Source organism: Streptomyces sp. PSU-S4-23 (assembly GCF_055632315.1).
In genome coordinates, this window is record NZ_JBVMUU010000002.1 from 4,096,416 (window position 1) to 4,115,060 (window position 18,645).

The following is an 18,645-nucleotide window of genomic DNA, read 5'->3' on the forward strand; positions in this document are numbered from 1 at the left end:
GTGATCAGCCGATCTCCACCTCCAGCCCCTTCACCCCCCGGATCACGAAGTTCGGCTTCCGTTCCGGTTCCGCCGCCAGACGGAGGGTCGGGGCCCGCTCCAGCAGCGCCGTCATCGACGCCGTCAGCTCGATGCGGGCGAGCGGGGCGCCGATGCAGTAGTGGATGCCGGCGCTGAAGGAGATGTGCGGGTTGTCCCGGCGGGCCAGGTCGAGGCGCCCGGGGGCGTCGAACACCGCGGGGTCGTGGTTCGCGGAGCCGAACAGCATCGCGATCTCCGCGCCCCGCGGGATCACCGTTCCGTCGATCTCGATCTCGTCGAGGACCCAGCGTTCGAAGAGCTGCAGCGGGGTGTCGTAGCGCATCAGCTCCTCCACGGCGGACGGGACCAGGGAGTGGTCCGCGCGCAGCGCCGCCAGCTGGTCCGGGTGGCGCAGCAGCGCCCACCAGCCGTTCACCGTGGCGTTCACCGTGGCCTCGTGACCGGCGTTCAGCAGCAGCACGCAGGTGGAGACCATCTCCTGCTCGGTGAGCCGGTCGCCCTCGTCGTGCGCCGCGATCAGGCCCGAGATCAGGTCCGGTCCCGGCCTCCTGCGGCGCTCCTCGATCAGCTCCCGCAGATAGGCGGAGAACTCCACGGACGCCCGCACGGCCCTGCGCGCCGTCTCCTCGGACGGGTTCAGCTCGTACATCCCGCAGATGTCCGCCGACCAGGGGCGCAGCGGCGCGCGGTCCGCCTCCGGGATGCCCAGCATCTCGGCGATCACCGCGACCGGCAGCGGCTCGGCGACGTCCGTCAGCAGATCGCCGCCGCCCGCCTCCGCCAGACGGGACGCCAGGTCGCCGGCCAGCGCGTGCACATAGGGCCCGAGCCGCTCGACCGTGCGCGGGGTGAACGCCTTCGACACCAGCCGCCGGATGCGGGTGTGGTCCGGCGGCTCCAGGTCGAGCATGCCGTGGTCGTTGAGCGTGTGGAACGGCTCGTGCTCGGGCGGCGGGGCCGTACGGCCGAAGTCCTCGTGGGTGAACCGGTGCCGGTAGGTCCGGCCCAGGCGCCGGTCGCGCAGCAGCGCCGACACGTCCGCGTGGTGCGGGACCAGCCACTGGTCGCTGGGCTCGTAGTAGTGCACGCGGCCCCGCGCGCGCAGCTCGGCGTAGACGGGGTAGGGGTCGGCTACGAACGCCGGGTCCCAGGGGTCGAACGCGAGGTGGGGTCGGGCTGCCATGACGGGACGCTAGCCCGGCCTCCCCGGGTCTGGCCAGACGTGCCCCGGCCGCCGCGGTCCGGGCCCCGGCGGGTCAGCCCGGTGTCACCAGCCTGGCCTCGTACGCGAACACCGCCGCCTGTGTCCGGTCCCGCAGCCCCAGCTTCACCAGGATCCGGCTGACGTGCGTCTTGATCGTCGACTCGGCCACCACCAGCCGCCCGGCGATCTCCGCGTTCGACAGGCCCTGCGCGATGAGGACCAGGACCTCCGTCTCCCGCTCGGTCAGATCGCCGTACGCCGCCCGCGTGGCCGGCGCGAGGCGCGGTTCCTCGGACAGCTTCGAGAACTCCGCGATCAGCCGCTTGGTCACGGACGGGGCCAGCAGCGCCTCACCCGCCGCCACCACCCGCACCCCGTCGGCGAGCTGGCGGGCCGAGGCGTCCTTGAGCAGGAAACCGGACGCTCCCGCGCGCAGCGCCTGGTACACGTACTCGTCGAGGTCGAAGGTGGTGAGCACCAGCACCTTCGCCGACGCGTCCGCGGCGACGATCTCCCGGGTCGCCTCGATGCCGTTCAGCTCCGGCATGCGGATGTCCATCAGGACGACGTCCGGGGCCAGTTCGCGGACCCGTTCGACCGCCTCGCGTCCGTTGACCGCCTCCCCGACGACCTCGATGTCCGGCATCGCCCCCAGCAGGACCGAGAAGCCCTCCCGGACCATCATCTGGTCGTCGGCGATCACCACCCGGATGGTGCCGTTCGTCACTCGGGGTCCTCCGCCGTGGCCACCGGCAGGAACACCGTCACCTCGTACCCTCCGTCGTCCGTCGCCCCCGCCGTCATCTCCCCCTCCAGCATGGAGACCCGCTCGCGCATCCCGGTGAGGCCGTGCCCGGCGCCGTGCGTCGACTTCTCCAGCGCGACGTGCGGCGGCGGGCCGTTGACTATGCGCAGGCCCAGCCCGCCGAGCACATACCCGATCTCCACCCGGGCCGTGGCGCCCGGCGCGTGCCGCAGCGTGTTGCTGAGGGCCTCCTGGACGATCCGGTACGCCGACAGCTCGACGCCCTGCGGGAGTTCACGCACGGCGCCCGTGACGGCCTTGCCGACGCTCAGGCCCGCCTCCCGCACGTTCGCCAGCAGGGCGTCCAGGTCGGCCAGGGTGGGCTGCGGGGCGTCCGGGGCCTCGTAGTCCTCCGCCCGTACGACGCCCAGGACGCGACGCAGCTCGGTCAGCGCCGCCACCGCGTTCTCCCGGATGGTGGCGAACGCCTTCTCCAGCTCCGGCGGCGGGTTCTCCACGCGGTAGGGCGCGGCCTCCGCCTGAATGGCGACCACCGACATGTGGTGGGCGACCACGTCGTGCAGTTCGCGCGCGATCGTGGTGCGCTCCTCCAGCAGAGTCCGCCGGGAACGCTCGTGCGCGGTCTGCGTCTGCTGGGCGGTGACCTCCTGCGCGGCGCTCCGGCGGATGTGCCAGACGCTGACCGCCAGCAGCACGAGGGCGGACGACACGAGCATGGGCGCCGAGTTGTTGTCGAAGTGGTAGCCGAACAGGGTCTCGGCGGCGAAGCCGTAGACCGCCGTGACCACCCACATCCACGCCGCCGTGCGCGGCCGGGTGCGCACGGCCACCACGGTGAGCACCGTCAGGTGCGAGACGAAGCTGCCGGGCTGCCAGGGCCAGTCGCCGAAGGTCCCGGCGAACGCCGACGAGACCGAGGTCGCCGCCAGGGACAGCCAGAAGGCGCCCACCGGGCGGACCAGTGTCAGCAGCACCGGGATCAGGACCAGCAGGCCGGCCACGGGCGCCGCCGGGCCGCCGTCCGTGCTCCGCCAGCCGACGGACATCGCCAGCAGTCCGGCCCCCGCCACCACGGCGTGCGGCGCCCAGGCCGCGTACCCCCGCATGCGGCCGGACAGCCGCCTGCCCAGCGGGCCGTCGGCGCCCCTGCGGGGCAGCGGGCGGTAGGCGAACGCGTCGTGGAACAGCTCCTGCCGCAGCCCGCGCAGGGCCTCCACGGCCGCCCGGTACTCCGGGCTGCGCGTCGTGTACGAGCGGAACGCACCGTCCGGTGCCGTCCGCGTCCGGGTCGTCTCGGTCACACCGGAAACGGTAGGCGGAGGCGGGCGCCGCCGTCGTCACCGGTGAGGAGGGTCCTCGGGGATCCGTCTCAAGTACTACGGGCGGCGGCCGGTGCGCCGCGCTCAGTGGCCCGACGGCCGCACCAGCCCCGACTCGTAGGCGAACACGGCCGCCTGGGTGCGGTCGCGCAGGCCCAGCTTCACCAGGATGCGGCCCACATGGGTCTTCACCGTCTGCTCGGCCACGACGAGGTGCCCGGCGATCTCCGCGTTCGACAGGCCCTGCGCGATGAGGGCGAGCACCTCGGTCTCCCGCTCGGTGAGGTCGCCGATCCGCGCCCTGAGCGGGCCGCGGGGCCTGGCGCCGAGGCGGGAGAACTCGGCTATCAGACGCCGGGTGATGCCGGGCGCGAGCAGCGCGTCGCCCGCCGCCACCACCCGTACCGCCTCGGCGAGCTGGTCGGCGGAGGCGTCCTTCAGCAGGAAGCCGGAGGCACCGGCGCGCAGCGCGTCGTAGACGTACTCGTCGAGGTCGAAGGTGGTGAGCACCAGGATCCTGGGGTGCCCGGTGGCCTCGGTGATGCGGCGGGTCGCCTCGATGCCGCCCAGCTCGGGCATGCGGATGTCCATCAGGACGACGTCCGGGGCCAGTTCGGCGACCTGGGCGATCGCGTCCTTCCCGTCGACGGCCTGGCCGACGACCCGGATGTCGGGCTGGGCGTTGAGCAGCACCGTGAAGCCCTGCCGGACCATCATCTGGTCGTCGGCGATCACTACCCGGATGGCGCCGCTGCTCGTCATCGGTTCTCCACTCCTGTCGGGGGGTCCTGGGGGCTGGGAAGGAAGCACGCCACGGCGAATCCGCCGGACGCCGTCTCGGACGCGACGAGGGTGCCACCGAGCATCGCGGCGCGCTCCCGCATGCCGAGCAGACCGTGGCCGGCGCCCGGGGACGGCGGGGCCGGGCGCGCGGGCCGGGAGTTGACGACCCGTATCTCCAGGCCACGCGGGCCGTAGGCGAGTTCGACGCGGACGGTGGAGCCGGGGGCGTGCCGCAGGGCGTTGCTGAGGGCCTCCTGGACGATCCGGTACGCGGACAGCTCCACGCCGGGCGGCAGCGGGCGCGCCTCGCCGGTCATCCCGGTCAGCACCTCCACGCCGGCCGCGCGGGTGTTCTCCACCAGGGCGCCGAGGCGGTCGAGGGTGGGCTGCGGGGAGTCGGGGGCGGCGCCGGTGCCGCTGCCGATGCCGTAGGGGTCGGCGGGGTTCTCCGAGCGCAGGACCCCCAGGACACGGCGCAGTTCGGTCAGGGCCTCCAGGGCGTTCTTGCGTATGCCCTCCAGGTTCTCCCTCAGTTCGGCGGAGGGGTTCTCCACCAGGTGCGGGGCGACCTGGGCCTGTATGGAGATGACCGACATATGGTGGGCCACCACGTCGTGCAGCTCGCGGGCGATGCGGTTGCGCTCCTCCAGGAGGGTGCGGCGGGCACGCTCCTCGGCGGTGACGGTGGTCAGCTCGACGAGCTGCGTCCGGGCCTCGCGGCGGCCGCGCAGTGCAGCGCCGAAGAGGAGGACCACCGCGTAGATCACCACAGCGGGCAGCCCCGTCGGGGAGAACGACTTCCCGCCCTCGACGCCCTCCACCAGGTACGTCGTCACGGCGGTCAGCGCCAGGACCCCGGCGCTGACCCGGGTGGGGACCCGCAGGGCGAGCAGGAACAGCACGAGGGCGCACGCCAGGACGCCCGATCCCGTCCAGGGCCACGGCGGCGGGTCGGGGAGCCGGTCCGGGGACGGGACCGAGGCCGGGACCGAGGCCGGGACCGAGGCCGGGGGCGCGTGCGGGTGCGAGACGGCGCCCCCGGCGACTTGGCCGGTCTGCGCGGACACCACGAACGCCGCCAGGGTCAGCCACCAGGCGGGCAGCGGACGCCACAGGGCGAGCGCGACCGCCCCGCCCTGCGCGAGACCGATCGCCAGGGTGAACCCGAGGCCCAGACGGTAGGTGTCGCTCTGCTCTCCCGCGGCCCCGAACGCCAGGACGAGCGCGATCGCGCAGAACAGGACGTGGGGCGCGCGGCGCAGCCGACGCGGGCGTGACAGGGGCGGAAGCGGGGCCGGGGCGAACGTCCACAGGTCGTCGCGCAGGATGCGCGGCAGCCTCCTCAGGCCGCGGAGGACCGACGAGGCCCGCGCGCCGGCGGGAGCCGCGGCAGCCGGAGGCCAGGGACCGCGGCCCGGTGCGCCCGAGGGTCCGCCGCGGCCCGGGTCCCCGTGCCGCTCCTCGTGCGTCCGGTCGGCCATCCCGCCAACCCTAGACACCGCCGGTGCCCTTCGCGCCCGCGGTGCCGGACCTGTGGACGGCGACCACACGGGACCGGCGGCCACCGGACCGGCGCTGTCCCTGTTCATGGGTGCGGAAGGCCGACCAGCAGACCGCGAGCCCCAGCGCGAACACCGGGAGCCAGACCGGGCGGGCCGCCACCCAGGCCAGGTCGTCGGGGGTGGTGTGCAGGCCGGGCAGGCGGCCCGCGAGGAGGCCCGTCGCCGTGGTCGCCATCAGGGCCGTCTGGTGCCACAGGAAGATCGTCATCGCCGAGAGGTTCACCAGCGCCACCCCCGCCCAGGCCAGCGGCCGGCGCAACGCGCGGCGCAGCCGTTCCCGCAGCAGCAGGGCCAGCCCGCACTGGGCCAGGCCGAAGGTGACGGCGGCCAGCGTCGGCGGGTCGAGGTTCGAGACCGCGGCGCCCGGGACGCCCACCATCGACGCCGGGTAGCCCGCCCACACCACCAGCCCGGCCGTCGCCGCCGCGCCGCCCGCCAGCAGCACCCAGCCCGCGCGGCGCCCCTCCAGTTCGCCGCGCGTCCAGGCCGCGCCCAGCGTGTACGGCACCAGCCAGCCCGCCGCCAGGTTCGCCCAGCCGAGCCAGGACGGGCCGCCGAGTCCGAAGCGGACGAGGTCCACATGGAGGACGACCGCCAGCGGCCACAGCGGGTTGAGACGTGTGAGCAGCGGGGTGGCCGCCGTCAGGGCCGCGAAGACGAGCAGGAACCACAGGGGCGACAGGGCCAGCTTCACCAGGGTGCGGACCGTGCCGGCGTCCGCGCCGGCGGCGAGCAGGCCGCCGGCCGCCACCGCCCACAGCGCCAGGAGGGCCGCGACGGGCCGGAACAGCCGGGCCAGGCGGGTGCGCAGCCACGGCCCGTACGGGACGCCCCGGGCACGCGCCGAGGCGTACCCCTTCGTCGCCACATGGCCGCCCACCAGGAAGAACACGGCGAGCGTCTGGAACGCCCAGGAGACCGGGGCCAGCCAGGGCATGTAGTGCAGCGGGCTCTCGGTGCGCAGGGTCCCGCCGTCCGCGACCAGGGCGGTCACCAGCCAGTGGCCCAGGACGACGCCGAGGATCGCGAGGGCCCGCAGGGCGTCGACCGCCCGGTCCCTCCCCGCCGGGGTGGCGTCGTCGACGCGGCGGGCGCCGGCGCGGAGGGCGTTCAGTGCCGTACGCGGGGTGGCCCTGGCGGGCGTGAGGGGAGCCGGGCGCGTGGTGGGGGGCGTGTGCCGGGGCCGGGGGCCGTCGGCTGTCGCCCGGGGGCGCGGTCGTGCGGTCGTCCCGGGCCTGGCCGGCCGTCGCGGGGTCAGGTCACGCACGGGTCACCTCCGCCGTCTCGCCGAGGACGATCCGGGCCAGGTTGGCCAGCGGGACCGAGCCCGGCCGGAAGTAGTCGCTGTGACCGCCGCGGCCCGCGGCGAAGACCCGGGCGCCGTAGGTCGGGGACACCGGGTCCGTGCCGAAGCCGACGGTCGCGCCGAACAGGTCCACTCGGGTGTGGGGCACCTCCCCGATCCGGTCGCCGGCGCCGCGGGCCGCCCAGACGCGGGCACGGGTGTGCAGGTCGGCGGCGGAGTCCACGCCGGTGCCGGGGCTGCCGAACAGCACGATGTCCTGGACGTCCACGGCGGCGGCCGCCCGGGCGCAGACCACCGAGCCGTAGGAGTGGCACAGCAGCGAGATACGTGGCGACGCGCCCCACGCGCCGCGCAGCCGGCGTACGAACCGCGCCAGCAGCGGGGCGGCGTGATCGGCCCGGGTGGGCGTGAGGGCGGCGGTGCTGATCATGCGGGGGGTGTCGTAGCCGAGCCAGGCGACGACGGCGGTCCCGGCCCCCGTGGCGCGGTGCAGGGCGAGCGCGCCCGCGCGGAAACGGTCGTAGGTGTCCAGCGTGGTGTCCGAGCCGGGGACCAGGATCGCGATGCGCCGCGCGGTGGCCGGGTCGCCGAAGACCTCGACGGCGCGGCCCGTGCCCCTGCCGTCGTAGGCCAGGAGGCGGCGGGCCGGGGATGCCATGGCGCGGTCCGCCGCGGCGCGCCCGTGGTCGCCGTGGGCCGCCGCCATGGCGGACGCCTCGGCGGCGTCGGCGCGGTTCGCCTCGTACGTCCCGGTGAGCGTGGCCGTCGACAGCGGCGGGAGCGGTGCCGGTGCGGGCGCCGGGATCGCGGGGCGCGCGGCGGCCGAGAGGGGAACGACGACGGCAGCCGTGACGAGCGCCGCGAGCAGGGTGCGGCGGAGACGCCCGTCCCTCCGGTCTCCCCCACCCCTCCCGTCCGCGCTCGTGACCGCGGCCGGTCCCCTCCCCCGTACCCCCATGGCGTCCTCCCCTTCCGGCCCTCGTGCGGGCCGTTCCGGAAAGGACGCTACGGAGCGTCACACGTCGTCGGCGTCACGCCAGGGGACTCACCTCGGAGGTAGCTCTCAGGTATGACGGGTATGACCGGGCGACCGGGTGGCCGGGTGACCGGGTGGCCGGGTGACCGGGAGGCCGGGTGACCGGGAGGCCGGGTGGGTCACCGGCGCGGCGGCTTCCGCGGCGGCCTCGCGGCGCGCCTACCACGCCAGTTGCGCGACCTCCTCCGCCACCACCGCGCACGCGTCCGCCGCCGGGTCGATCAGGGGGAAGTGGCCGACGTCCTCGAGAAGGGTGAGGCCGACGACCTCGCCCGCCCTCGCCGCCGCCTCCGCGTACGACTCGGCGACGGCCTGCGGGACCACGATGTCCGTGCGCCCCTGCACCAGGGTCGTGGCGATGCCGGTGGGCAGCAGCAGAGCCGGGTCCGCGTACGGCTGCCGCTCCGCGAACAGGGCCTCACCGCCCAGGAACTGGACGGTGGCCCCGGCGCACACCTCCAGCTTGCGGGCGATGTGGAAGTCCGCGATCGGGGCGAGCGCCACGACGCCGCGCAGCGGGGCCGGTCGCTCCATGTGCCACGGGGAGTCCGCCGGGAGGACGTGGCGGGCCGCGGCCCACAGCGCGAGGTGGCCGCCCGCCGAGTGACCGGTGATCACGGTACGGCGCGGATCCGCCTGCGGGAGCGCCTCACGCACGAGCGCCGGGAGCGCGTCGAGGGCGGCCGCGACATCGTCGAACGTATCCGGCCAGCGGCCCGCGACCGGCCCCGTGCCGCCGCTCCCGCCCTCGCGGCCGGCCTGGGCGGGGAGGAGCGCGCCCCGGCGGTACTCGACGTTGGCCACGGCGAAGCCCCGGCGGGCCAGGAAGTCGGCGAACGGGGTGATGTGCGTGCGGTCGTACGGCGCCCGCCACGCGCCGCCGTGCAGGACGACGACGAGGGGGGCGAGGTCCGTGGCCCCGGTCGCCGCGTGTTCCGCCTCCCGAGGGGCGTAGAAGTCGATCACCTGGTCCGGGTGGTCGCCGTACGCGGCGGTGGCGTCGGGGTCCACCGGCGCGTGCGAGAAGGCGGACGCCTCTTCCGCGGCGTCCCGGGCCGCGGCGTCCCGGGCGGACGCGTCGTCCGGTTCTGCGGCATCGCGGGGGACGGCGTCGTCCGGCATGCTCCAACCTCTCAGCGGCAAAACGGATTTGGGTACGTGGTGGCGCGGTGGCCGGAAACAGGACCGGCCGTTTGCGGGGACGGTATCAGGCGGGTGACGTGCGCCGGCATGGGGTTGTCACGCTCGGTGAGGGGCAAACGGATTCACCGTTCCGTTACGGTGTGCGGCGGAAGCGTTCCGTCAGCTCAGCGCGTCCGTTCGTCGTTCGGCGTCGTGTTCGGCGTTGTGGCGACGGTGCCTTTCACGCCAGGAGGTTCCATGTCGGAGGCCGAGTCCGAGGCCGAGCCGGGGGCCGCGGCGTCCGCGTCCCCCGGCGCGGGGGCGCCCGAACCCGGCACCGTACGGCCCGGCGGGCGCACCGCGCGGGTCCGCACCGCCGTGCTGCGGGCGGCCGGGGACGTGCTGGCCGAACACGGGTTCGCACATCTGGATCTGGCGGACGTGGCGCGGCGGGCGGGCGTCGGGAAGACGACCGTGTACCGGCGGTGGGGTTCGGTGACCGCGCTGGTCTCGGATCTCCTGCGCGACATGGCCGAGCAGTCGCTGCCGCGGGTGGACACCGGGTCCGCCCTCGGGGATCTGCGGGCCAACGCGGAGCTGGTACGGCGGACGCTGGCGGACGAGCGGCAAGGGGCGCTGTTCCGGGCGGTGATCGCGGCCGGGGTGTGCGACGCGCGCACCGCGGCGGCGCTGCGCCGCTTCTACGAGGTCAGGGTCGCCGAATGGGAGCCGTGTGTGACGGCGGCGGTGGCACGGGGGGAGTTCCCCGAGGGGACGGACGCCGGGGCGGTCGTACGGGCCGTGTCGGCGCCGCTGTACTACGGGTTGCTGACCACGGGAGCGGCACCGGACCCCGCCGACGCGGACCGCGCGGCCCGCGCGGCGGCGGCAGCCGCGGCGGCGGGGGTGTACGTGCCGTCGGAGTGAACGCGGGAGCCGTGTCCCGGCGGTCCGCCGCAGCCGGTCGGCTCCCAGCGCGCACGACGGCACCAGCCGGGCCGGCCGAGCCGCACCGTGCCGCACCAGGCCCGGCCGAGCCAGACCGAGCCGGACCGAGCCGGACCGGACCAGACCGGACCAGACGGACCGGGCAACTCGAACCGGGCAAGCCGAACCGGACCAGGCCGGACCGCACCACGCCAAGCCGGGCCGGGCGGGGCGGGTCCGGGGGCCCGTCTTCGGGGGCGCCCCCGCACCGCGGCGGCCGTGACCGCAGTGCTCCCCGGCGGCGGGAGCCGGCGGTGTGGCCGCCCCGCCCGCCGTCGCCGGGAAGCTCTCCCGTCCGTGCTGCGGCCGCCGCGGAGGCGCCCGTCAGGACAGGATCCGTGCCAGGATCCGCGCCGCCCGTTCCACGTCCGCGAAGCCCACGTACAGCGGCGTGAACCCGAACCGCAGCACGTCCGGCGGCCGGAAGTCGCCGACCACCCCACTGTCGATCAGCCGTTTCATCACATCGCCCGCGCCGGGGCAGCGCAACGCCACCTGGCTCCCGCGCTCGGCGTGCGCCGCCGGTGTCAGCGACTCGACCGTGCCCGCGGGGACGTACGCCGCCACGCACTCCAGGAAGAAGTCCGTGAGCGCGAGGGACTTGGCGCGCACGGCGTCGACCGACACGTCGTCCCACACCTCCAGCGCCGCCTCCAGGGCGAGCATGGACAGGATGTCCGGGGTGCCGACACGGCCGCGCACCGCCCCCTCCGCCGCCTGGTACTCCGCACGCATGCCGAAGGGCTCCGCATGGGAGTTCCAGCCCGGCAGCGGGGAGTCGAAGCGGTCCTGCAGCTCCCGCCGCACGTACAGGTACGCGGGTGAGCCGGGGCCCCCGTTGAGGTACTTGTACGTGCAGCCGACGGCCAGGTCGACCCCGTGCTCGTCCAGACCGACCGGCAGGGCGCCCGCGCTGTGGCACAGGTCCCAGACGGCCACCGCACCCGCCGCGTGCACCGCGGCCGTCAGCCCGGGCAGGTCGTGCAGCCGGCCCGTGCGGTAGTCGACGTGGTTCAGCAGCACCGCCGCCGTGCGGCCGGTGAGCGCCCCGGGGACCTCCGCGGGGGCCACCGGGCGCAGCGTGCAGCCCGTCATCCGGGCCGCCGAAGCGGCGATGTACCCGTCCGTAGGGAACGTCGTGGCGTCGACCAGGATCTCGTCCCGGCCGCCCCCGCCGCCCCCGCCGCCCCCGCCGTCCCCGGCCATGCGCACGGCCGCCACCAGCGCCTTGAAGACGTTGACGCTGGTGGAATCGCCCACCACGATCTGCCCGGGCGCCGCCCCGACCAGCGGGGCGATCCGGTCGCCGATCCGTTCCGGCGCCGTCCACCAGCCGCTCTCGTCCCAGGAGCGGATCCGCAGTGATCCCCACTGCCTGCGGACGACGTCCTCCATCCGGCCCGGCACGGCCGCCGGCAGCGCGCCCAGCGAGTTGCCGTCCAGGTAGACCGCGTCGTCGAGCACAAACCTCGCGCGCAGCCCGGCCAGCCGGTCGGACGCGTCCAGTTCCTTCGCCTTCGCGGCCGGTTCAGACATGGGAGCGCGCCGTCCACAGCTCGGGGAACACGCTCTTCTGCGCCCGCTTCTCCAGCCAGGCCACCCCGGCGGAGCCGCCCGTGCCCTGCTTGGCACCCATCGCCCGCCGGGTGGCCATCAGATGGTCGTTGCGCCAGCGCCACACCAGCTCGGCCACATCGGTCAGCGCCTCACCGAGGCGGGCGAGTTCATGTGTCCCGTCACCGGAGTAGACGGCCGCCCAGACCGCCTCCACCTCCTCCGACGGCTCGTAGCGCAGGGACGGGTCGCGCCGCAGCACGGCGTCCGGGACGGCGTGCCCGCGCCGGGCGAGCAGCCGCAGCACCTCGTCGTAGAGGCCGGGCTCGTGCAGCGCCTTCTCCAGTTCGGCGTGGACGCGCGGCGCGCCGCGGTGCGGGACCAGCATGGACGCGGACTTCTCGCCGAGCAGGAACTCCATCCTGCGGTACATCGCCGACTGGAAACCGGAGCCCTCGCCGAGGGCGGAGCGGTAGGAGTTGAACTGGGCGGGCGTCAGCTGCGCGAGCGGCCGCCAGGACGCGTTCAGCGCCTCCAGCTCCCGTACGGACCTCTTCAGCGCGTCGATCGCCGTCGGCACCCGGTCCTCGCGCAGCGCGCGGGCCGCCGTCTCCCACTCGTGGACGATCACGGTGAACCACAGCTCCATCACCTGGGTGGTGACCAGGAAGACCATCTCTCCGGGGTCGTCGGAGAGGGTGTGCTGGAGGTGGGTGAGCACGTCCGCCCTGACGTAGTCCTCGTACGGTGTCGTGCCCTGGAAGTCGAGATGCGGGGTCTCGGGCTCCTGCGTCTCCGGGGTCTCCTGGGACTGGTGAGCCTGTTGGGACATCGCTGTCTCCTGTATGTGCCCGGGTAGCGGTCCGCCCCTGCCGATGCCGGCACGGGGGCCCCGGTCCCCACCGGCATCCTGCGCAATGGCCCCGGCCGCCGCAAGGCCCGCCGGGCAAGGGCCGGGCCATGAGCTGCCGACCTGCGCTCCTCGGGGTCAGCCCGAACGGTCGACTTGCGCTGGAGTGCGCTCCAGGTCGTAGCGTCGAAGACACCGGGACGCACGAGGCCCGTGTCACCCGATGCCCCGCACGAGATGCCGAGCGGTGGAGTCCGCCGCTAGATGGATGAGGGGCTTCGTGCCGTCCGAACGACGAACGACAGTGCAGGGAAGGGCTGGGACACAGCATGCAGAAGCGCAGTCTGCGGGACCTCCGGGTGTCGGCCATCGGCCTGGGGTGCATGGGCATGTCCGCCTTCTACGGATCCGCCGACCGGGAAGAGGGGATCGCGACCATCCGGCGTGCCCTCGACCTCGGGGTGGACTTCCTCGACACCGCGCAGATGTACGGGCCGCTCACCAACGAGTCGCTCGTCGGCGAGGCGATCCGGGGGCACCGCGACGAGTACGTGATCGCGACGAAGTTCAACTACCGGATGGACGACGCCGTACCCGGCGACATGAGCACGGTCGGCCCGCAGGACGGCTCGGCCGAGCACGTCCGCAGCTCGGTCCACGGCTCGCTGGAGCGTCTGGGGACGGACCACATCGACCTGTACTACCAGCACCGGGTCGACCCGAACGTGCCCATCGAGGAGACGGTCGGCGCGCTGGGCGAGCTGGTCGCCGAGGGCAAGGTGCGGTACATCGGGCTGAGCGAGGCGAGCGCGGAGACCATCCGGCGCGCCCACGCCGTGCACCCGGTCACCGCGGTGCAGAGCGAGTACTCGCTGTGGTCACGGGATGTGGAGGCCGAGGTGCTGCCCGCCTGCCGGGAGCTGGGCATCGGCTTCGTGCCGTACTCGCCGCTCGGCCGCGGCTTCCTCGCCGGGCGGTTCGCCTCGCCGGACGAGCTGGACGCGAACGACTGGCGCCGCGAGAACCCGCGGTTCCAGGACACCAACCTGGAAGCGAACCTGCGGCTGGCGGCGAAGGTGAAGGAGATCGCCGCCGAGAAGGAGGTGACCCCGGCCCAGCTGGCCATCGCCTGGGTGCTGGCCCAGGGCGAGAACCTGGTGCCGATCCCGGGCACCAAGCGCCGCACGTACCTGGAACAGAACGCCGCCGCGGTCGACATCGCGCTGACCCAGGAGGACCTGGCCCGCATCGACGCGGAGCTGCCCGAAGCGGCGGGTGAGCGGTATGACGAGGCAGGGATGCGCACCGTCAACCGCTAGCGGGGCGGGCAGGCGGCGGCCGTGTTGCCGTCGGCGCGCCTCCTCGCCCCGAGGCGCGCGGCCTGCCCGGCACTTCGCCGTGCGAGGCGTGCAGGCGTGGGGACACCCGCCGGTGTCGGACGTGCGGGCCTGGTCCGGATCGCTGGCGAGCCGGGTCGCGGACTGCTGCGCCTTGCAGGCGTGGACGTCCCGGGCGCTCGTCCGCAAGTGACAGACTGCCTCCATGACGACGCACAAGAACCTGCTCGGCGGCCCGGAACCGACGTACCTGCCGGAGAACGAAGAGGCGTACCGCCTGCTGAGCGAGGAGTCCCGGCCCCCGGCCGAGGTCGCCGCGAAGCACCCCACGTTCTCGCTCGCCTGGGCGATGCTCGCCGACGACGCCTTCGAGGCGGGGCGTGTGGTCGAGTCGTACGCGTACGCGCGCACCGGCTATCACCGCGGTCTGGACGCGCTGCGCCGGGCCGGGTGGAAGGGACATGGACCCGTCCCTTGGAGCCACCGGGCCAATCAGGGGTTCCTGCGCTGCCTCGCCGCCCTCGCCCGCGCCGCCGGCGCGATCGACGAGAAGGACGAGACGGAGCGCTGCTGGCAGTTCCTTCAGGACAGCAGCGCCGAGGCGTACACCGAGCTGAAGCGGTAGCCGTCACGGCGGAGACGGCCGTGACGCCGTAGGGCACCGCCGTACCGCCGTACCGCCGCACCGGCCCGGAGGGCCGGCGAGCCCGGCTCCGCAGCAGCGTCGCCGGGCTCGTCGGAACGGTCCGCTACTTGATCCGGGTGCCGGTGGACCGGAGGTTGGCGCACGCCTCGACGACCCGCTTGGCCATCGACGCCTCCGCCAGCTTGCCCCAGCTGCGCGGGTCGTAGGTCTTCTTGGAGCCGACCTCGCCGTCGACCTTCAGGACGCCGTCGTAGTTCTTGAACATGTGGTCGGCGACGGGACGCGTGAAGGCGTACTGGGTGTCCGTGTCGATGTTCATCTTGACCACGCCGTTCTCCAGCGCGGTCAGGATCTCCTGCTCGCTGGAGCCGGAGCCGCCGTGGAAGACGAAGTCGAACGGCTTGCTGTCGGCCGGCCTGCCGTACTTGGCGGCGACGCCCTCGTTCAGCTCCTTCAGCAGCTCGGGGCGCAGGACGACGTTGCCCGGCTTGTACACACCGTGCACGTTGCCGAACGACGCGGCCAGCAGGTAGCGGCCCTTCTCGCCCAGGCCCAGGGCCTCCGCCGTGCGGATCGCGTCGTCGACCGTGGTGTAGAGGGAGTCGTTGATCTCGTGGGAGACGCCGTCCTCCTCACCGCCGGTCGGGGTGATCTCCACCTCCAGGACGATCTTCGCGGCGGCGGCGCGGGCCAGCAGCTCCTGCGCGATCCGCAGGTTGTCGGCGAGCGTCTCCGCGGAGCCGTCCCACATGTGGGACTGGAACAGCGGGTTCTCTCCGCGGGCCACGCGCTCCTCGGAGACCGCGAGCAGCGGACGTACATAGCCGTCCAGCTTGTCCTTCGGGCAGTGGTCCGTGTGCAGCGCGACCGTGATGTCGTACTTCGCGGCGACGATGTGCGCGAACTCGGCCAGGGCGACGGCGCCCGTGACCATGTCCTTCTTGTGCTGGCCGCCCAGGAACTCGGCGCCACCCGTCGAGATCTGGATGATGCCGTCGCTCTCGGCCTCCGCGAAGCCGCGCAGGGCAGCGTGCAGGGTCTGGGACGAGGTCACGTTGATGGCCGGGTAGGCGAACTTGCCGGCCTTCGCCCGGTCCAGCATCTCGTTGTAGACCTCGGGGGTTGCGATGGGCATCTGTCCGCTCCTTGTATGTGCGGGTCTCGTACTGCGGTACGAACGGGACTGCTGCTTACGGCCCTGACCTAGGGGGGTGCGACGTCATCGTCGTCCCCATCTTTCCAGACATGACCCGATGCTCAGGTCACGGTTCCGACCTGTGGACGGCCTTCCCCGCAGGGCGCTCAGTCGAGGCCGAGCTCGTCCTTCGCATAGGCGAAGCGATAGGGGACGCCGGCGCCCTCCTGGATCTTCTCGGCGGCGCCCGTGGCCCGGTCGACGATCGTCGCGACCGCCACCACCTCGGCGCCCGCCTCGCGCACCGCCTCCACCGCGGTGAGCGGGGAGCCGCCGGTGGTGGAGGTGTCCTCGACGACCAGGACCCGGCGGCCCTTGATCTCCGGTCCCTCCACGCGCCGCTGCAGGCCGTGCGCCTTCGCGGCCTTGCGGACGACGAACGCGTCGAGCCTCTTCCCGCGCGCGGCGGCCGCGTGCAGCATGGCGGCCGCGACCGGGTCCGCGCCCATGGTCAGCCCGCCGACCGCGTCGAAGTCCAGGTCGGCGGTCAGGTCCAGCAGCACCTGGCCCACCAGCGGGGCGGCCTGCCCGTCGAGGGTGATGCGGCGCAGGTCGACGTAGTAGTCGGCCTCCAGGCCCGAGGAGAGGATCACCTTGCCGTGCACCACGGCCTTGTCCTTGATCTGCTGCAGCAGGGCGCCGCGTACGTCACTCATACCGGTCAGCTTAAGGGCGCCACAGGCCCCCGGGACTCCCCGCGGCTCACAGCCGGCGCCACGTCCAGGTGGTCGTGGCCTCCAGCGGCTCGATCGGCGTGACCAGGCGCGGAAGGGTGTTCAGGCCGTCCGGCGGCCCGGTCTGCGGCTCCACGCACACCGCCTCCGGCTGCTGGTCGTACACCACCACCCACTCCTCGCGGCTGGTGACCGCCAGCTCCAGCCGCCCCGGCCAGGTGAGGGTGACGTCGACGCCGCCGGGCATGCCGAAGCAGTCGTCCCAGGGGCCGGGCGTGGGCTCGATGCGGTTCCCCGTGGGCAGGTGGTCCTCCCCGCGCTCCTCCTGCCAGGCGGGGCTGAAGCCGATGCGGACGTCCTCGCCGTCCAGGGTGCGGTTGAACCAGGGGTGCCAGCCGGCCTGGGCCGGGAACGAGGAGTCGTACGTCTCCACGGACATGGTGAGCGTGAGCGAGTCCCCGGTGAGCGCGGCGAGCTGGGTGACACGGCCGGGGTAGGGCCAGGGGGCGACCAGGTCGTAGGTGAGGACGGCCTCGGTCCGCGCGGCACGGGCCACGCGCCAGGCGCCGTCGCGGACGGTGCCGTGGATGGCGTGCGGCGGGGAGTTGAGGGGCATCCGGTGGACCGTCGCGCCGTCGCGGAACCTGCCGTCGCGCATCCGCCCGCACCAGGGGGCCATGGGGAAGCATCCGAACCGCTCACCCTGGCGCAGCAGTTCCGCGCCGCCGACGCGCAGACTCCGTACCCGCCCGCCGTTCGCCGGCGCCAGCACGACTTCCGCGTCCCCCGCGGCCAACGTGATCTCGTCGTTGCTCACGTCGCCGACCCTACTGGGCGGATCGGACCGATCAAGAGGGCACGGACCCGGCCGGACGGAGGCGAGGCTCCCGGCCGGAGGCGGCGATGGCTCCCGGCCGGACGGCAGCGAGGACTCCGCACGGCCGGCAGCGGCAGCTCCCGATCGACCGAACGCAAGGGCTCCGCACGGCTGGCGGCAGCGATGGCTCCCGGCCGGACGGAGGCAAGGGCTCCGCGGCTGGCAGCGGCGGCTCCCGATCGACCGAACGCGAAGGCTCCGCACGGCCGGACGGCAGCAGCTCCCGATCGGCCGAACGCGAAGGCTCCGCACGGCCGGACGGCAGCAGCTCCCGATCGACCGAACGCAAGGGCTCCGCACGGCCGGCGGCAGCGATGGCTCCCGGCCGGACGGCAGCGAGGGCTCCGCGCGGCCGGCAGCGGCGGCTCCCGATCGACCGGGTGCGGCACATCCCGCGCGGCCCGCGGCGATGGCTCCCGGCCGGGCGGAGGCAAGGGCTCATCAGCCGGGCGGCGGGCAGCCGCTCCCCGTCGGCGGTGGCTTCCGTGTGGTCAACGGCGGCGGCGCAGCAGTCGGCCCGCCACGATCGCCGACGCCACGAGCAGGGCCGCCGCCGGGGCCGCCCACCGGAGGGTGGCGGAGGCGGACTCGGGGGCGGGGACGGGCGCGTAGCGGCCGCGCGGCGGTGCGTGGTCGACCTCCTCGGCGCTGCGGCCGATCATCGTGCGCCGGGCGTGCGCCGCCTCGGCGGGAGGCTCTTCCCCGTCGTCGACTTCATCGGAGTCGTCCGGTCCCTCCTCGTCGGCGAGGGGGTCGAGGGACGACGGGGGGACTTCGGTGTCGAAGACCGAGGAGGCCGAGGAGGCCGAGGGCTCCTCGGTCTCCTGCGCGGGCGGTTCCGCCGGCGCCTCCGCGGCTTCTTCGGCAGGCTCCTCGGCGGGGGTCCCGCTCGGCGCCGGCCCGGCGGCGGACGCGGTCTCCGCAGGCGCACCCAGGTTCTCCGCGAACCGGCCCAGCAGCCGGGCCCCCGCCGCCGCAACCGCCTCCTCGGGCAGTTCCGCGATCCGGCCCCCGCCCGTCGCCCTTCCCGTGAACACGACCGTCGCGCCGCCCTCGGCCGCCAGCACGCGTACGGTCAGGGACAGCTTCACCGTGCCCGTCCCCCGGGCCTCCGACGCCTCGCCCTGCGCGGTGAACGAGCCGTCGCCCCGTTCCGCGACGCGCAGCGTGCCGCGGTAGGTGATCGTGTGGCCGCCGACGCGCACCTTCAGGCGGCCGGCGACGGGCCGCGTGCCCGCGTCCTGGTGAAGCCCGGGGATCGCCCGGGCCACCCGGGCGGGGTCGGCCAGCGCCTCCCTGAGCCGCTCGGCGGGAACCGGAACGAACACCTCATGCTTCATGTCGGTCGAGCCTACCCAGCACGGCCCGAACTGCACCCTTCCTCC

The 18,645-nt window shown here is 74.3% G+C and carries 17 protein-coding genes; 3 read left to right on the forward strand and 14 right to left on the reverse strand.

What is annotated here, in order from left to right:
* Positions 1-4 precede the first annotated feature (4 nt).
* From ACZ79I_RS18705 to ACZ79I_RS18740, 8 genes are all read right to left on the reverse strand, one after another.
* Positions 5-1,225, reverse strand: coding sequence for a cytochrome P450 (locus ACZ79I_RS18705; RefSeq protein WP_471498655.1), 1,221 nt, complete (start codon positions 1,223-1,225; stop codon positions 5-7).
* Between the two features lie 73 nt (positions 1,226-1,298).
* Positions 1,299-1,973, reverse strand: a complete 675-nt coding sequence (locus ACZ79I_RS18710; RefSeq protein WP_471498656.1) for a response regulator — start codon at positions 1,971-1,973, stop codon at positions 1,299-1,301.
* Complete coding sequence (locus tag ACZ79I_RS18715; protein WP_471498657.1) at positions 1,970-3,313, reverse strand: sensor histidine kinase; 1,344 nt, start codon at positions 3,311-3,313, stop codon at positions 1,970-1,972. The genes ACZ79I_RS18710 and ACZ79I_RS18715 overlap by 4 nt, the downstream gene beginning before the upstream one ends.
* 102 nt (positions 3,314-3,415) lie before the next feature.
* A complete protein-coding gene (locus tag ACZ79I_RS18720; protein ID WP_471498658.1) occupies positions 3,416-4,093 on the reverse strand; it encodes a response regulator in 678 nt (225 codons plus the stop codon).
* Positions 4,090-5,595 (reverse strand): sensor histidine kinase, encoded by a 1,506-nt coding sequence (locus ACZ79I_RS18725; RefSeq protein ID WP_471498659.1) that lies wholly within the window; start codon positions 5,593-5,595, stop codon positions 4,090-4,092. Before ACZ79I_RS18725 ends, ACZ79I_RS18720 begins: the two co-directional genes overlap by 4 nt.
* 10 nt (positions 5,596-5,605) lie before the next feature.
* The gene (locus tag ACZ79I_RS18730; protein WP_471505057.1) at positions 5,606-6,790 is read right to left on the reverse strand and encodes an acyltransferase family protein; all 1,185 of its coding nucleotides are present in this window, start codon (positions 6,788-6,790) and stop codon (positions 5,606-5,608) included.
* A gap of 145 nt (positions 6,791-6,935) precedes the next feature.
* Positions 6,936-7,940: an alpha/beta hydrolase gene (locus ACZ79I_RS18735; protein ID WP_471498660.1), complete on the reverse strand. Its 1,005-nt coding sequence runs from the start codon at positions 7,938-7,940 to the stop codon at positions 6,936-6,938.
* Between the two features lie 237 nt (positions 7,941-8,177).
* Positions 8,178-9,140: an alpha/beta hydrolase gene (locus ACZ79I_RS18740; RefSeq protein WP_471498661.1), complete on the reverse strand. Its 963-nt coding sequence runs from the start codon at positions 9,138-9,140 to the stop codon at positions 8,178-8,180.
* Positions 9,141-9,398: 258 nt separating this feature from the next.
* Between ACZ79I_RS18740 and ACZ79I_RS18745 the strand changes: the two genes are divergently transcribed.
* Positions 9,399-10,067, forward strand: a complete 669-nt coding sequence (locus tag ACZ79I_RS18745; RefSeq protein ID WP_471498662.1) for a TetR/AcrR family transcriptional regulator — start codon at positions 9,399-9,401, stop codon at positions 10,065-10,067.
* Between the two features lie 384 nt (positions 10,068-10,451).
* Here the strand turns inward: ACZ79I_RS18745 and kynU are convergent, their stop codons facing one another.
* Both kynU and ACZ79I_RS18755 read right to left on the reverse strand, forming a co-directional pair.
* The gene (gene kynU, locus ACZ79I_RS18750) at positions 10,452-11,663 is read right to left on the reverse strand and encodes a kynureninase (RefSeq protein ID WP_471498663.1); all 1,212 of its coding nucleotides are present in this window, start codon (positions 11,661-11,663) and stop codon (positions 10,452-10,454) included.
* Positions 11,656-12,513, reverse strand: a complete 858-nt coding sequence (locus ACZ79I_RS18755; RefSeq protein ID WP_471498664.1) for a tryptophan 2,3-dioxygenase family protein — start codon at positions 12,511-12,513, stop codon at positions 11,656-11,658. Before ACZ79I_RS18755 ends, kynU begins: the two co-directional genes overlap by 8 nt.
* Positions 12,514-12,860: 347 nt before the next feature.
* On the opposite strand from ACZ79I_RS18755, the gene ACZ79I_RS18760 reads away from it, so the two are divergent.
* A complete protein-coding gene (locus tag ACZ79I_RS18760; protein ID WP_471498665.1) occupies positions 12,861-13,850 on the forward strand; it encodes an aldo/keto reductase in 990 nt (329 codons plus the stop codon).
* Between the two features lie 223 nt (positions 13,851-14,073).
* Complete coding sequence (locus ACZ79I_RS18765) at positions 14,074-14,493, forward strand: DUF3151 domain-containing protein (protein WP_471498666.1); 420 nt, start codon at positions 14,074-14,076, stop codon at positions 14,491-14,493.
* A gap of 124 nt (positions 14,494-14,617) precedes the next feature.
* Here the strand turns inward: ACZ79I_RS18765 and fbaA are convergent, their stop codons facing one another.
* The 4 genes from fbaA to ACZ79I_RS18785 form a co-directional block, all read right to left on the reverse strand.
* Positions 14,618-15,649 (reverse strand): class II fructose-bisphosphate aldolase, encoded by a 1,032-nt coding sequence (gene fbaA / locus ACZ79I_RS18770; protein ID WP_471498667.1) that lies wholly within the window; start codon positions 15,647-15,649, stop codon positions 14,618-14,620.
* A gap of 167 nt (positions 15,650-15,816) precedes the next feature.
* Entirely contained in the window at positions 15,817-16,365 is a 549-nt protein-coding gene (gene pyrE / locus ACZ79I_RS18775; RefSeq protein ID WP_471498668.1) for an orotate phosphoribosyltransferase, read from the reverse strand.
* 46 nt (positions 16,366-16,411) lie between these two features.
* Positions 16,412-17,200, reverse strand: a complete 789-nt coding sequence (locus tag ACZ79I_RS18780) for an aldose epimerase family protein (RefSeq protein ID WP_471498669.1) — start codon at positions 17,198-17,200, stop codon at positions 16,412-16,414.
* Between the two features lie 551 nt (positions 17,201-17,751).
* Positions 17,752-18,600: an SRPBCC family protein gene (locus tag ACZ79I_RS18785; protein ID WP_471498670.1), complete on the reverse strand. Its 849-nt coding sequence runs from the start codon at positions 18,598-18,600 to the stop codon at positions 17,752-17,754.
* Between the last annotated feature and the right edge of the window lie 45 nt (positions 18,601-18,645).